Below are 14,945 nucleotides of genomic sequence, written 5' to 3' on the forward strand. Positions count from 1 at the left end.
TCGGTCAGGCTTCGACGGTCGCGGTCGCGGAGGCGGGTGCCTGGACGGCGGGGACCGAGGCGGTGGACGGGACCTCGGCGAGGGTGATCGGTCCGTGCGCACGGTGCCGCCGGGCCGACCACACCCAACCCACAAGCAGGACGGCGCCGATGAACAGCAGTGCGCTGTACTGCAGCCACCACGAGTTCCCGGTCAGGTCGTAGATCTCCGGGCGCGGCCAGATGAGGTTGACCGCCATGCCGATCTGGAAGGCGACGGCGAGGGCGTTGAGCGGGATGCCCCACCGGCCGAGTGTGAACAGCGGCTTGCCGTCCTCGTCCACGCCGGCGGGGAAGCCGGACCGTCGGAGCCGGATGCGTTGGACCAGCAGGGGGCCGGTGACGCCGAGGTAGGCCAGGTAGAGCATCGCGATGCACAGGCTGGACAGGGCGGTGAAGATCGCGGACTGACCGATGTTGACGGCGAGCGCGAGGCCGGCACCGACACCGACGACGATCGACGCGGCGATCGGGGTACCGGTCCGGGGTGAGACCCGAGCGAGCGTCCGGTGGAAGGGCAGGGCCTTCTCGCGGGCCATCGAGTAGACCATGCGCGCACCGGCGGTCTGCACGGCGAGGGTGCAGGCGAACACGGCGACCGCGACGGTGCAGAGCAGCAGTCGGCCGAAGACGTCGCCGAGCGTCGAGGTGATCACCCACGCGAGTCCCTGCGTCGCCAGCTTGCCGTCGGTCAGGCTCGGGGCGGCGACCAGGGCACCGATGATGAGCAGCCCGCCGCCGAGGCCGGAGACGGTGAGCGCGCGGACGATCGTCTTCGGGGTGGTCCGGCGGGGGTTGTGCGTCTCCTCGGCGAGCTCACCGGCGGAGTCGAAGCCGACCATCACGTAGGCAGCCATCAGGGACGAGGCCAGGAACGCCCAGACGTACGGTTCGGTGCTCGTCGAGCCGGCGGTCGTGAACACCACCGCAGGGCTGCGGTGCGGCAGCAGGAAGAGGGCGCCGATGAGCACGACGACGCCGATGATCTCGATCAGCACGCCGAAGCTCGTGACCCGCGCCATCAGCCGGACGCTCGTGATGTTCACCAGGGTCGTCACGACGAGCATCACGATGCCGAGCACCACCGCGTTCGCGGCACCGGTCGACGAGGCGAGGGAGGGGTCGGCTCCGGGGCCGCCGACGACCTGGAACCCGTTCCAGATCGCGGGGAGCACGGCCTGCACCGCGATCGCCGCGACGGCCACGGTGAGGATCTGCCCGATGATCATCGTCCACCCGGTGAACCACCCGAAGCGCGCGCCCGCCAGACGACTGGACCACTGGAATATCGCGCCCGAGATCGGCCACCGGGCGGCGAGCTGCGCGAAGTTCAGCGCGACGAGCAGCTGGCCGCCGAAGACGAGCGGCCAGGCCCAGAAGAAGGCGGCACCGCCGAGTCCGAACCCGAGGCCGAACAGCTGGAAGACGGTGGTCAGGATCGAGACGAACGAGAACCCGGCCGCGAACGACGAGAACGAGCCGACCCCGCGGTGGAGTTCCTGCTCGTAGCCGAGTCGGGCGAGGCCCTGGGTGTCGACGGGGTCGACGCTGGACGTGGCGCGCGGTGCGTGGAGCGGTGACTCTGGAGAGCGCATGGCTGCAGACCTTTCGCGGAGTACCTGTCGGGTGACAGGTAGTGCGACCAGTGTCGTGCGGACCCGTGTCGCCGTCGTTGCCCGGCTGTTTCGGGCACGTGACGGAAGGGGCCCGCGTGTAAACGTTCGGAGTCGAGCGGGGAGCTCGGCGACACGTGTGGACAAGAGGGATCCAAACCGATGTAGATTGGATCCGTCAAGTCCGCCACCGCGAAAGGCACGTCGTGATCCAGACCGTCCTCGGCCCCGTCGAGTCGTCCGGGATCGGTGCGGTGTCGATGCACGAGCACCTGCTGACGGACGCGAGCGCCCTGCAGCGGCCCGGTGTCGAAGCGCTGGAGCCGAGCCTCGCGGTCACCGCGGACCTGGCGGCCGCCCTGCGGTGGAGCCAGCTCGCACTCGCGGACAACCTGCGCCTCGACGACGTCGACCTGCTCGCCGACGAACTCCGCACCGCGCGGAACAGCGGCCTCGGCCTCGCCGTCGACCTGAGCTCCCTCGGCTTCGGTCCCGACCACGCCCGGCTGCCCGGACTGTCACGGGCGAGCGGCGTCGGGATCGTCGCCGGCTACGGGGCTTACCTGCCACGACTGCTGCCCGAGTGGTACCTCGACCTGGACACCGACGGGCGACAGGGGCTCTTCGAACGGGCACTGACGGACTCGGTACCCGGCACCACGTACCGTGCCGGGCTGCTCGGCCTGATGGGGACGACGACGGCGTTCGCGACCGCCGACGGACTCGAGGAACGCCGCAGTCTCACGGCGGCTGCACGAGCGGCGGCGACCACCGGCGCGGCCGTCGTCGTCCGGCTGGCCGCCGACGCCCGAAACGGCCTCGAGGTGCTCGCGCACGTCGTCGCCGAGGGGGTCGACCCGAGCCGGGTCGTGTTCTCGACCGTCGACGAGTTCCTCGACCTGCCCTACCTGCGCGACCTCGGCCAGGCAGGAGCAGTGCTCGAGCTCTGCTTCGGCAACGAGGGCTCGCACGTCGGTCGCATCCGCAACGCCAGCGATCCGCAACGGCTCGACGCCTTCCTGGCCCTGCGCGAGAGCGCCCCCGACACCCGCTGGGTCTTCGGCCACGCCACCTGGACGAAGGGCCAGCTCCGTCGGTACGGCGGACACGGCCTCGACCACCTGACCGCCCGGGTCGTCCCCGGCCTCCGCGCACTCGGCGTGCCCGACGAGGTCCTCACCCGGATCACGGTCGACGAGCCCGCTCGGCTCCTCGACCGCCCCTGACCGAGCGCCCCGACCCACCGAACCCACGTCCCACGGAGGAACCGTCATGAGAGACACGCTCGCACCCCTGGCCCCGCTCGAGCCGTTCCTCGTCGACGGCACCTGGACCGCACCCGACGGCGCCGAACTCCTCGACGTGCTCGACCCCGCCACCGAGGTGCTGCTCACCCGGGTGCCGCAGGCCGGTCCCGCCGACGTCGACGCCGCCGTGGCCGCGGCACGCCGGGCACACGAGGACCGCCGGTGGAGCGGGATGAGCCCGCACGACCGCAGCCGCATCCTGAACCGGGTCGCGGACCTGATCGAGGAGCGGCTCGAGGAACTCGCCGTGCTCGAGACCCGCGACAACGGCAAGCCGATCGAGCGCTCCCGCGCCGACACCGCGACCTCGGCCCGGGTGTTCCGCTACTACGCCGGCGCTCCCTCGCGCCTGACCGGCACGGTCGTCCCCGTCGACGGCGGAGCGCACCACGTGTACACGACCCTCGAACCGGTCGGCGTCGCGGCGCTCATCCTGCCCTGGAACTTCCCGATCATGACCGGCGCGTTCAAGCTGGCACCGGCGCTCGCCGCGGGCTGCACGGTGGTCGTCAAGCCGGCCGAGCAGACCCCGCTCACGATGCTCCGCGTCGCGGCGATCTGCGAGGAGGCCGGTGTGCCCGCCGGCGTCGTCAACGTCCTGACCGGTGACGGCCGGGTCGGTGCCGCCCTCACCGCGCACCCCGGTGTCGACAAGGTCTCGTTCACCGGCAGCACCGAGGTCGGCCGCAAGGTGATGACCGCCGCGAGTGCGGACTTCAAGCGCCTGACCCTCGAGCTCGGCGGCAAGAGCCCGAACATCGTGTTCGAGGACGCCGACCTCGACGCCGTCGTCCTCACCGCCATGCGTGCGTCGTTCGGGCACTCCGGCCAGATGTGCACCGCGGGCAGCCGCCTGCTCGTGCAGCGGTCGGTCCTCGACGAGGTCACCGAGCGCCTTGTCGCCGCGGTCCGGAAGGTCCCCGTCGGCGACGGGCTCGACGGCGGGATCACCGTCGGCCCGCTCGTGTCCGAGGAGCAACGGCAGCAGGTGCTCGGGTACATCGAGCAGGGCAAGGCCGAGGGGGCGACGGTCGCGGTCGGCGGCGGCGTGCCCGAGCGCCCGGGCTACTACGTCGAACCGACGCTCTTCACCGGCGTCTCGAACACGATGACCATCGCGCGCGAGGAGATCTTCGGGCCCGTCGTCGGCGTCATCCCCTTCGACGACGAGGACGAGGCGATCGCCATCGCGAACGACCAGACGTACGGCCTCGCCGCCGGGGTGTGGACCCGTGACCTGTCCCGCGCCCACCGGATGGGCCAGCGGTTGCACGCCGGCACCGTGTGGGTGAACACCTACAACCTGTTCGACCCGGCGCTGTCCTTCGGCGGGGTCGGCGAGTCCGGCCTCGGCCGCGACCTCGGCGAAGAGGCCCTGCGCGCGTTCTGCGAGTCGAAGAGCGTCGTCATCGCGCTCTGAGGTCGCGACCGGTGCCGCCGCCGTCGTGCCTGCCGAGTGCGGGCACCGCGGCGAGCTGCAGGGCGGCGAGGACGACGAGCGCCCACCCGGAACCGACCGCCGACACCAGGACCCCGCCCACGAGCGAGCCGACGGCGTAGCCCGCACTGGTGACGGCCGAGAAGACGCCGACGCCCGTGGCCCGGGTGCGGTCGTCGAGCGTCCGGGTGCTCAGGAGCGTGAGCGTCGGGAACAGCGGCGAGTACCCGGCACCGACCAGGACGGCACCGGCGGCCGCGGTCGGGAAGTCGTGTGCGACCGCGAGGACGACCAGCCCTGCGGCGAGGACGACCAGGGCTCCGCGTGCGGTGCGGACGGGCCCGATCCGGTCCGGCAGTCCGCCGAGGAGCAGTCGGACCCCGACGACGCTCGCTGCGAAGACCGTGAAGACGTTCGCGGCCCCGGTCAGTCCCTGCGCGCCGACGCCCTGCCCGACCAGGTGCTGGATGAGGAACGCGATCATGAAGCCCTCGGCCGCCCAGGCCACGAGTCCCGCCGCGCCCGGTCGCACGACGGCCCGCAGCACCGCCGCGAGCCCCGCACCGGCCGGTCGTGCCGGGCTGCGGTGGACCGGAGCCGATCCGCCCCGCGTGAGCAGTGCCACTCCGAGCCCGGCGAGCTGGATGCCGATCGCGACGACCCACACGGTGCGGTGTCCGGCCGACTGGTACAGGTTCTCGCCGACCACGGGCCCCAGGGCGAGACCGATCCAGACGGCGAGCCCGAACAGGCCGAGTGCGCGGCTCCGCTGGGTCACCGGGACCTCGGCGACGACCCAGGCCGTCAGGGCGGTGGCGGTGGCCGCGTTGCCGGCGCCGAAGACGAGCCGGCTGACCGCGAGGCTCGGGACGCTCAGCGCGACGAGCACGATGCCGAGTCCGGCCGCCGCCAGCAACCCGGCACCGAGGAGGACACGTCGTGGACCGAGCCGGTCGCTCAGGATGCCGGCCAGCGGCATCACCCCGATCGCCACGAACCCCGCGAGCGACACGAGCAGTCCACCGACGGCCGGGTCGGCGCCGAGCTGGTCCGTCGCCAGGCGTGGCACGACCGGGGTGCTCGCGCCGTTGACGACGTAGCCGGCGGTCGACGCCACGACGAGGAGCCAGAACGAGGTCCCCCGCGTGCCGGTCTCGGCGAGCGGTCTCACTCCCCGGCTCGGCGGGGGCGGCACTCCAGGCTGAGCCAGAGCTCGAAGCAGGCGCTCCGCGACAGGGCGGTCGCACCGATCGACGCGCGGCCCATCCGACCGACGTCCGGTCCGAAGACGTCGAACAGCAGGTCGCTGGCCGCGTTCGACACCTGGTTGAGCTGCTCGAACCCGGGCGGGCAGAGGACGAAGCACAGCCCGCGGGACAGTGCGGCGACCTCGTCGAGCGAGCCGAGGGCGTAGCGGATCATGCCGAGGGCGTTGACCGCGGTGTAGCGGGCCGCTTCACGAGCCTGCTCGAGGGTGATGTCGACACCGACCGACCCCGGGTGCAGCATCGTGCCGTCCCGTGACTCCGGGGTCATGCCGCTCAGCTCCAGCAGGTCGCCGGTGCGGTGGAACGCCCGGAGCGAGCTGCCGTACCGGCCACCGTAGGGCGGGTTCGCGTAGTCCGGGATGACGAGTCCGAGTTCCTGCGCGCGGGCTTCAGCGGAGTGCTCCATGGGACAACAGTATCCGGCGGTGGCGGTAATGGATACAACCTGTTTATGATGGGATCCATTCAGCGTCCGGGGGTGGCGCGCACGAGGGAGGACCCGCGACATGACGATCGGTCTCGAGGACGGCACGATGGCCGCCCAGGCAGTGACGGCGATCGACGTGGCCGCCGAGCGGTCCCGCACCGCCGGCACCGCAGGGCGCCACTACTTCAACGCGGCCGGCGCGGGCCTGGTCAGCGACGGTGTCCTGGAGGCAGTGGTCACCCACCTGCGCCGGGAACAGCGGGTGGGTGGGTACGAAGCCGCCAACCAGGTCGCCGACGAGGTCGCCGACGTCTACACCGCGGCCGCCACCCTGCTCGGGTCGGCGCCGGACGAGATCGCCCTGTTCGACAGCGCCACGAGCGGCCTGCGCGGTGTCTTCGACGCGCTGCGGCTCGGCGCCGGGGACACCGTCGTCGCACCCCGCTCCAGCTACGTCAGCCAGGCGCTCCGGTTGTTGGCCATGCAGCGGCACGACGACGTGCGGCTCGAGGTCGTGCCGAGCGACGCCACCGGTGCCATGGACCTCGAGGCCCTGGACCGCGCCGTCGCCGGAGCGAGCGGCCGTGTCGTCGTGAGCGCGGTGCACGTGCCGACCTCGTCCGGTCTCGTCGAACCGATCGCGGAGATCAGCGCCGTCGCCCGTCGCCACGGCGCCCTGACCGTCGTCGACGCCACGCAGTCCGTCGGCCAGATCGACATCGACGTGCGCGCCGTCGACTGCGACGCCCTCGTCACCACCGGCCGGAAGTTCCTGCGCGGGCCGCGCGGCACCGGCCTCGCCTACCTGCGCCGCGGGATGCTCGAGGGCGTCGGTGCGTGGGCGCCGGATGTCCGCGGAGCCGTCTGGACCGGCGAGGATGAGTGGACGATGGACGGCACCGCGCGACAGCTCGAGACGTGGGAGTGCTCCGTCGCCGCACGGCTCGGCCTCGGCGTGGCGCTGCGCGAGGCCCTCGACCGCGGGCCGGCGGCGACCGAGGCGCACCTGGTCGGCCTCGGTGCCCACCTGCGCACCGCGCTCGACGCCGTGGACGGCGTCACCGTGGCGGACCCGTCAGCGTCGTCGTCCGCGATCGTCACCTTCACGGTCGACGGCGTCGCCGGCAAGGAGGTCTCGGCCCGGCTCCGGCAGCGCCGCATCGACTCCATCTCCGTCCCCGCGAGCCACGCGCAGTGGGACCTGGGCGCCCGCGGCCTGGCGAGCGTCGTCCGCGTCTCACCGCACGTGTACAACGACGACGAGGACGTCCGGGTCCTGCTCGAGGGCGTCGCGGACGTCGTCGCCGAGGTCCGCGCGTGACGGCCGTGCACGACGTCGTCGTCCTCGGACTCGGCATCCACGGATCCGCCGCCACGTACGAGCTCGCGCGCCGCGGCCTCGACGTCGTCGCGGTGGAGCGCTTCGCACCGGGGAACGAGCGCGGCTCGTCGCACGGCGCCACCCGGATGATCCGCCGCGCCTACCCGCACCCGGTGTGGAACGACCTCGTCGACCGTGCGTACCGCGGGTGGGACCGCTGGGGAACCGCAGCCGGCGCGCCCTTCCTGCACCGGACCGGTGGACTGTACGCGCACCGGGGCGAGCCGACGATGCAGGGTGGGGCCAGCCTCCCGGTCGACCGCGCAGCCTGGCCGACGCTCGCGCCCTCGCTGCGTCCGCCCGAGACGTACGGCGCGGTCCACGACCCCGACGCCGGTGTGCTCGAGGCCGCGAGGGCACTCGCGTTCGCGCAGTCCGCCGCCGCGGCGGCCGGCGCCGACCTGCGGTACGGCGAGACCGTGCTCGACTGGCAGGTCGACGACGGCGTCGTCACCGTCCGGACCGACGCCGGCTGTGTCCGCGCGCGACGGCTCGTGCTCGCCGGCGGAGCCTGGGCGTCGCAGCTGGTACCCGAGGCCGCCGCGTTCTTCGAGGTCTGGCGCATCGTCACGCTCACCGCACCGACGGGGCAGACCGTGGCGCAGCCGCCCGCGCTCGGGTGCTTCTCGGTCGACCTGCCGGAGGGGCTCGTCTTCGGGCTCCCGGAGACCGCCGGATCCGGGGCGAAGATCGGCATCGACGCCGGACCCGTGTGGGACCCGGACGTGCCCGTCGCACCGCCGACCGAGGCCGAGGTCGCGCACCTGGCCGAGCTCCTCGAAGGGTTCGTCCCCGGCATCGTCACCGCCGGTGCCCAGGCAGTCGCGTGCCTGTACACGATGACCCCGGACAAGCGGTTCGTCGTCGGCGCCCTGCCCGAGCAGCCCGAGGTGCTCCTCGCCGCAGCCTGCTCCGGCCACGGCTTCAAGTTCGGGCCGGCGATCGGGGCGGCCGTCGCCGACCTGGTGCAGGGCATCGACCGCCCCGACCTCGCGTTCCTCAGCCCCGCCCGGATGGTGACCACCGCATGACCGCCCCAGCAGCACCCGCCACCCGCCGCGTCGCCGTCGCCGCACCGCACCCCGCTGCCCTCGACGCTGCGTCCGAGGCCGTCGCGGCCGGCGGGGACGCCATCGACGCCGCGCTCGCGGCGGCCACCGCACTGACCGTCGTCTACCCGCACCAGTGCAGCATCGGCGGGGACCTCGTCGCCCTCGTCCGTCGGCCAGGACAGCCCGTCGCCGCCGTGGTCTCCGCGGGCGCCGCACCGGCCGGCATCGACGTCGCGGCGCTCGCGCAGCAGGACCGGATGCCCCGGCAGGGCGCCCAGACCGTCACGGTCCCCGGCGTCGTCGCGGGGTGGCAGGCGATCGACGCGCTGGGCGGCCGTCTCGGGCTCGCCGACCCGTTGACCCGCGCAGCACGACTCGCGGCCGACGGGGTCCCCGTCTCCGCCGGACTCGGCCGTGCGATCGCGGTCCGGACCGACGAGCTCCACGCCGACCCCGGGATGCGCGAGGTCTTCACCGACGACGCCGGGGCGCTCCTGGCCGAAGGCGACCCGTTCGTGCAGCCGGCACTCGCCGCGACCCTGACCGAACTCGCTGCCGACCCGGGCGCGATGTACCGGGGACGGGTCGCCGCCTCGATCACCGCTCGGCTGCGGGAGCTCGGCGGTGCACACACCGAGGCCGACTTCGCCGCGCACGACGCCGAGCTCGTCGAGCCCCGTGGCACGACGATCGGCGGTGCCCGATGGTGGGTCGCTCCGCCACCCACGCAGGGCGTCGTGCTGCTCGGGATCCTGCCGGAAGCGCTCGCGGGCGTCGGTGAGCAGGGCACCGCGCGGTCCGCGACCGCCGACCTCGTCGACGCCGTGCACCGCGCCGCGCTCGTCCGCCAGGCCGAACTCGGCGACCCCCGCGGCGGACCCATCGACGTCGCAGCCATGCTCGACCCACGCGACTCCGGTCGGGTCGGCGCACTGCCCCGCGCCGGCCGTGCCCTCGGCGACACGGTCGCGGTGACCGCTGCGGACAGCGACGGCACCGTCGTCACGCTCATCCAGAGCGTCTACCAGCTCTTCGGCTCCGGCATCCTCGACCCGGGGACGGGCGTGGTGCTGCACAACCGCGGCTCCGCCTTCAGCACCGACCCCGCGCACCCCGCCCACGTCGGGCCGGGCCTGCGGCCGCCGCACACCCTGTTGCCGGTGATCGCCGAGACCGACGACCTGGTGCTCGGCCTCGGCTGCCAGGGCGGCAGCGCCCAGCCGTGGATCCTCGCCCAGCTCGCCCGTGACCTGGTCGCCGCGGGCAGCGACCCCGACGAGGTCCTCCGCCGACCGCGGTTCGTGGTCGGTGCGCGTGACCTCGGGCACGAGGTGATGACGCTCGTCGCCGAACCCGGTTCCGAGGACGCGATCGCCGCAGCCGAAGCCCTCGACCTGCCGGTCGCCCGCACCGACGGCCCCGTCGACGAAGCCGGACACGTGCAGACCGTCCGGCTGCACGCCGACGGACACCTCGACGCCGCGAGCGACCCCCGCGCGGACGGCCGCGCCGTCGTCCTCGACGCCCACTGACCGCACGATCCACCCGAGAAGGAAGCCCATGAGCAGCACCCACGTCCTCGATCCGCTGACCTCCGTCGAGATCGCCTCCTTCGTCACCGCCGTCCGTGCCTCCGGGCGCATCGGGACCCGGCCGCGCTTCTGGGGGATCGCGCTCGACGAGGAGAAGGCCAGGGGCACGACCGCCGGTGGCGCCCGCCCGGTCCGGATCGTCGTGATGGACCCGGACGCCCACGCCGCGTGGGAGGTGCGGGGCTGGACCGCCGGCCCGGACTCGCCCGCGATCGTCGAGCTGTGGACCGACGTGGACCACCGTCGCCCCGGCGTCTCGAGTGACGAAGCACGGCTCATCGCGCAGGCCGCACGGAAGTCGCCGCTCGTCATCGAGGCGCTCGCGAAGCGCGGGATCACCGACACGTCGCTCGTCTGGGTCGACCCGGAGTCGATCACGGGCTTCGTGCCCGAGGACCTCGCCGACCGCCGCCTGAGCTGGGGCACGGTCTGGTACCGCGAGTTCCCCGAGGACAACGGCTACGCACGACCCGTCGCCGGGCTCGTCCCGATCCTCGACCTCGACACCCTCGAGGTCGTCCGGATCGAGGACCACGGCGTCATCCCGATGGCGAGCGAGACCGGCGTCTACACCTCCGGCACCTGGGGCCCCGACCGCGAGGTGTCGGCGCTCGACATCGTCCAGCCGAACGGTCCCGGCTTCACGATCGACGGGCACGAGGTCCGCTGGCAGAACTGGACGTTCCGCGTCGGCTTCTCGCACCGCGAGGGGCTCGTGCTGCACGACCTGTCCTACCGCGACGGCGACGTCGAGCGACCGGTGCTGCACCGCGCGGCCGTCAACGAGATGTACGTGCCGTACCTGGACAGCGACCCGACCGCGTACCGGAAGAACTTCTTCGACTGGGGCGAGTACGGCGCCGGCCCGCTCACGGCGAGCCTCGAGCTCGGTTGCGACTGCCTGGGGGAGATCCGGTACTTCGACGTCGACTTCCTGGACGGCCACGGCGAACCGCAGACCATCGTCAACGGCATCTGCCTGCACGAGGAGGACGACTCGATCCTCTGGAAGCACGTCAACACCCGCACCGGCAGCGCCGAGGTCCGTCGCAGCCGCCGACTCGTGATCTCGAGCTTCGCGACCGTCGCGAACTACGACTACGGGTTCTACTGGTCGCTGTACCAGGACGGCTCCGTCGAGCTCGAGGTCAAGCTCACCGGCCTGATGTCGGTGTCCGGCATCGCCGACGGCGAGACCCCGCGGTACGGCCGGATGGTCGCACCGAACGTGCAGGCCCCGACGCACCAGCACTACTTCGCCGTCCGGCTCGACACCGCCGTCGACGGTCCGTTGAACCGGCTGGTCGAGGTGCACGCCGAGCCCGAGCCCGACGAGGCCCTGAACCCCTACGGCAACGCCTGCATCGCGGTCGAGACGCCGATCGGTTCCGAGGCCGACGGCGCCCGGATGACCGACCCTGCCCGCGCGCTGCACTGGCGCATCGAGAGCGAGTCCGCGCAGAACCGCTACGGCGAGAGCACGGCCTACAGACTGGCCGTCCAGAACACCGCGCAGCTGCACGTCCGCCCCGGCAGCATCGTCGAGCGGAAGGCGCCGTTCGTCGCGAAGCACCTCTGGGCGAGCGCCTTCGACCCCGAGGAGCGCTTCATCGCCGGCGAGTACCCGAACCAGGGCGAGCTCGGTGACGACGGGGTGCACGTCTGGCAGCAGGCAGACCGGTCCCTCGAGAACGAGCGCCTCGTGCTCTGGCCCGTCCTCGGCGTGCACCACTTCCCACGGCCCGAGCAGTGGCCGATCATGCCCGTCGACACGATCGGCTTCCGGCTCGAACCCGACGGCTTCTTCGACCGGAACCCCTCGCTCGACGTCCCGCCGTCGGCGACCGACCACTGCGCGCCGGGCGCCGGCCACGACCACGCGGCGCACGACCACCACACCGACGCCGCGCACGACGGGCACGTGCACGCCGAGCAGCAGCACGACCACGAGGGCGGCCGCTGATGCCCCAGACCCCCGAGCACACCCCGGACCACCTCGCCGACTGGTCCGCCGTCCGCCTGGCCGACGCCGTCGCGAACCGCGAGGTGTCGGCGGTGGAGGTGATGCGCGCCCACCTGGAGCGGATCGAGGAACGCAACCCGCGCCTCCAGGCCGTCGTCTCCCAGCAGCCCGACTCGGTCTCGCTGGCCGCGGCAGAAGCGGCCGACCGCCGCACCGCCGCGGCACGCGCCGCGGGCGAACCGCTCCCGCTCCTGCACGGCCTGCCCACCGCGGTGAAGGACCTGATGGACGTCGCCGGCCTGCCGACCACGAACGGGTCGGCGGCGTTCGCCGACGCGCGCCCCGCCGAGCACGACAGCGTCCTGGCGACCCTGCTCCGCGACGCCGGGGCGCTCATCATCGGCAAGACGAACACGCCGGAGATGGGCCAGGGCGTCCTGACCTTCAACCCGGTGTTCGGCACGACCGTGAACCCGTGGGACACCTCGCGGCACGCGGGTGGGTCCAGTGGTGGCGCCGCAGCGGCCCTCGCCGGGCGGATCCTGCCGATCGCCGACGGCTCCGACAGCGGCGGGAGCCTGCGCTACCCGGCCGCGTTCTGCAACGTCGTCGGCGTCCGGCCGAGCCCGGGCCGGGTCCCGAGCGGCCGGACCGGCAACGCCTGGACGCCGCACGGCGTCACCGGCCCGATGGCACGCGACTCCGCCGATGCGGCACGTTTCATGGAAGCCCTGGCCGTCGAGAAGACCGTCTGGCCGATGTCCGCCATGACACAGCACCCGGTCCGTCCGGTGGAGCTCGACGGCCTGCGCGTCGCGTGGAGCGAGGACGCCGGCGGCCTGCCGATCGACCCGGCCGTGCGTGCCGTGCACCGCGCGTTCGGCGAGCAGCTCGCCGGGCTCGGCTCGGTCGTCGAGGCCGACGAGCCCGACTTCGCGGGTGCGGACGAGGCGTGGGAGACCATCGAGACGTTCGAGTTCTTCCTGGGTGGCCGGCACGCCGTCGACGCCGGTGCCAGCGGGTTCCGTCCCGACTACGTCCGGAACGTCGAGCAGGGGCGCGCCACCACGGCGGCGCAGCTCGCCGATGCGTACGAGCGTCGGACCCGGATGTACCGGGACACGGCTGCGGTGCTCGACCGGCACGACGTGCTCGTGCTGCCGGCGACGCCGGTGGTCGCACCGCCGGCCGAGGTCGAGTGGGTCGACGAGGTCGACGGCCACCACTTCGACCGCTACTTCACGTGGCAGATGCTCGCGAACCGGCTGACGTTGACGGCGCACCCGGTCGTGGTGACCTCGGGCGGGTTCACGCCCGAGGGGCTGCCGGTCGGCGTGCAGGTCGTCGGGCGGTACGGCCGCGAGGCCCAGCTGCTCGCGGTGACGCGCGCGATCGAGGAGGCCACCGGCTGGATCCGGCGGGCGCCGGTCCTGTAGACGGCCGGGACGGTCCGGTCGGGAGGCGCGGGTCGGCCCCGCCCCGTCGGTCCGGCGCTGAGCGCTCCGGTCGCTTGCGCCGCTGTCGCTGGTCGCGCCGGGTCAGCCGGTGAAGACGGTGGACGAGCGGCGCTCGTACCAGTGCGCCAGGTGCTCGCCGGCGCGCAGGACGTGGTCGCGCATGAGCTCGGCGGCGCGCTCGCGGTCCCCGGCGACGAACGCCTCGATGAGCTCCTCGTGCTCGCGGAAGTTCTCCTCGCGGTGCCGGGAGTTCTCGCGGAGCACCAGGGCTGAGACGTTGCGCGGGAAGGCGTCGTTGATCTCGACGAGCATCCTGGTCAGCCGGGTGTTGCCGGAGGCCTGGTAGATGAGCCCGTGGAACTGGTCGTTGTCGCTGCCCTCGCGCTGCTTCGGCTGCTCGCCCTCGGCCGCCGCCAGGGAGCGCTCGTACATCGCCTGGTTCACCGAGCGGAGCTGCGCGATCGTGGCGTCGTCGAGCCGGTCGACGGCGCGACGGGCTGCGAGCGACTCGAGCTCGGCGCGGACCTCGTAGGCCTCGCGGACCTCCCACGGCACCGGCACCCGGACGACGGCGCCACGGTTCGGGACGACCTCGATGAGGCCGCCGGTCTGCAGCTGGCGGAGTGCTTCGCGGACCGGGGTGCGGCTGATCCCGAACTGCGCGGCGAGGTCGGCCTGGCGGAGCGGTGCGCCGATGGAGATCTCGCCGGACATGATCTTCGCGCGGATCCGGGCGGCGAGGTCGTCGACGAGTGCGTTGCCGTCGCTGGTGGTCACGTCGTGGTCTCCCTCGGTACGTCGTCACAGCGAACCCCCGCTGCGGATCCAATCCTGCCAGGTGTTGGATCCCGTTGCCGTATCCGACTCGCGCGTGATTGGATCCAATCATGCCCGCGCTGCTCGTCGTCATGCTCGTCGCAGCCATCGGTGCGCTCGGGCTCGGCATCGCCGGCGGGCGACGGATCGGGCTGGTCGCACTCGTCGCCGAGGCGGTGATGCTCGTCGCGATGCTCGACGTCCACGTGCCGGCGCTCCACGTGGTGCCGGCGCCGTTCTGGGCGCTCCTGCTCGGTGGCTGCGCGATGGGCACGGCTGCCGTGGACCGGTGGCGTCGCCGGAGTCGCCCCGCTGGTGACCACCTGCACGCGCTCGGGATGCTGCTCGGTGCGGTGTTCGTGCTGCTCGCAGGTGGCCATGCCGGTGCCGGTGCCGGTGCCGGTGCCGGCGCGGGGCACTCCCACGGTGCGGTGCTGCTGCCGGTCGGGGTGGCGGTCGCGGTGCACGCCGGTGTGGTGCTGTGGAACGTCGTCGGCGGCCGGGTGCCGCGGGTCGAATCCGTGCGCCGGGCGGCGTCGCTGGTGAGCGTGCTGGCCATGGGCGCGATGGTCATCGTGCACTGAGCCGGCGCG

General features: G+C 73.1%; 12 protein-coding genes. 8 read left to right on the forward strand and 4 right to left on the reverse strand.

Features of this window, described 5'->3' with window-relative positions; translation table 11 throughout:
* Positions 1-4: 4 nt before the first annotated feature.
* Positions 5-1,633: an APC family permease gene (locus ACXKZB_RS01505; RefSeq protein ID WP_488824423.1), complete on the reverse strand. Its 1,629-nt coding sequence runs from the start codon at positions 1,631-1,633 to the stop codon at positions 5-7.
* A gap of 224 nt (positions 1,634-1,857) precedes the next feature.
* Between ACXKZB_RS01505 and ACXKZB_RS01510 the strand changes: the two genes are divergently transcribed.
* Both ACXKZB_RS01510 and ACXKZB_RS01515 read left to right on the forward strand, forming a co-directional pair.
* Positions 1,858-2,877, forward strand: a complete 1,020-nt coding sequence (locus ACXKZB_RS01510; protein WP_222659168.1) for a phosphotriesterase family protein — start codon at positions 1,858-1,860, stop codon at positions 2,875-2,877.
* 46 nt (positions 2,878-2,923) lie between these two features.
* Positions 2,924-4,378, forward strand: a complete 1,455-nt coding sequence (locus ACXKZB_RS01515; RefSeq protein WP_111086482.1) for an aldehyde dehydrogenase family protein — start codon at positions 2,924-2,926, stop codon at positions 4,376-4,378.
* Here the strand turns inward: ACXKZB_RS01515 and ACXKZB_RS01520 are convergent.
* Together ACXKZB_RS01520 and ACXKZB_RS01525 are read right to left on the reverse strand one after the other, a co-directional pair.
* Positions 4,365-5,567: an MFS transporter gene (locus ACXKZB_RS01520; RefSeq protein WP_488824424.1), complete on the reverse strand. Its 1,203-nt coding sequence runs from the start codon at positions 5,565-5,567 to the stop codon at positions 4,365-4,367. The two genes, ACXKZB_RS01515 and ACXKZB_RS01520, sit on opposite strands and share 14 nt — an antisense overlap.
* Positions 5,564-6,070 (reverse strand): RidA family protein, encoded by a 507-nt coding sequence (locus tag ACXKZB_RS01525; RefSeq protein WP_165932414.1) that lies wholly within the window; start codon positions 6,068-6,070, stop codon positions 5,564-5,566. Before ACXKZB_RS01525 ends, ACXKZB_RS01520 begins: the two co-directional genes overlap by 4 nt.
* A 100-nt stretch (positions 6,071-6,170) precedes the next feature.
* Here ACXKZB_RS01525 and ACXKZB_RS01530 point away from each other — a divergent pair, with 100 nt between their 5' ends.
* Genes ACXKZB_RS01530 through ACXKZB_RS01550 form a run of 5 tightly spaced genes read left to right on the forward strand, consistent with a single transcriptional unit; the run spans position 6,171 to position 13,515 of the window.
* Positions 6,171-7,412 carry an aminotransferase class V-fold PLP-dependent enzyme gene (locus tag ACXKZB_RS01530; RefSeq protein WP_488824425.1) on the forward strand — a complete coding sequence of 414 codons (1,242 nt, stop codon included), beginning with the start codon at positions 6,171-6,173 and terminating at the stop codon, positions 7,410-7,412.
* Positions 7,409-8,503 (forward strand): FAD-dependent oxidoreductase, encoded by a 1,095-nt coding sequence (locus ACXKZB_RS01535; RefSeq protein WP_488824426.1) that lies wholly within the window; start codon positions 7,409-7,411, stop codon positions 8,501-8,503. The genes ACXKZB_RS01530 and ACXKZB_RS01535 overlap by 4 nt, the downstream gene beginning before the upstream one ends.
* A complete protein-coding gene (locus ACXKZB_RS01540) occupies positions 8,500-10,056 on the forward strand; it encodes a gamma-glutamyltransferase (protein WP_488824427.1) in 1,557 nt (518 codons plus the stop codon). The genes ACXKZB_RS01535 and ACXKZB_RS01540 overlap by 4 nt, the downstream gene beginning before the upstream one ends.
* 28 nt (positions 10,057-10,084) lie before the next feature.
* The gene (locus tag ACXKZB_RS01545) at positions 10,085-12,079 is read left to right on the forward strand and encodes a primary-amine oxidase (protein ID WP_209132747.1); all 1,995 of its coding nucleotides are present in this window, start codon (positions 10,085-10,087) and stop codon (positions 12,077-12,079) included.
* Positions 12,079-13,515, forward strand: a complete 1,437-nt coding sequence (locus ACXKZB_RS01550; RefSeq protein ID WP_488824428.1) for an amidase — start codon at positions 12,079-12,081, stop codon at positions 13,513-13,515. The genes ACXKZB_RS01545 and ACXKZB_RS01550 overlap by 1 nt, the downstream gene beginning before the upstream one ends.
* Before the next feature lie 102 nt (positions 13,516-13,617).
* Here ACXKZB_RS01550 and ACXKZB_RS01555 read toward each other — a convergent pair whose 3' ends face one another.
* A complete protein-coding gene (locus ACXKZB_RS01555; RefSeq protein WP_488824429.1) occupies positions 13,618-14,313 on the reverse strand; it encodes a GntR family transcriptional regulator in 696 nt (231 codons plus the stop codon).
* Between the two features lie 110 nt (positions 14,314-14,423).
* Between ACXKZB_RS01555 and ACXKZB_RS01560 the strand changes: the two genes are divergently transcribed.
* Positions 14,424-14,936, forward strand: coding sequence for a hypothetical protein (locus ACXKZB_RS01560; protein WP_488824430.1), 513 nt, complete (start codon positions 14,424-14,426; stop codon positions 14,934-14,936).
* The last annotated feature ends 9 nt before the right edge of the window (positions 14,937-14,945 follow it).

It is taken from the genome of Curtobacterium sp. ABR8, from assembly GCF_057812125.1.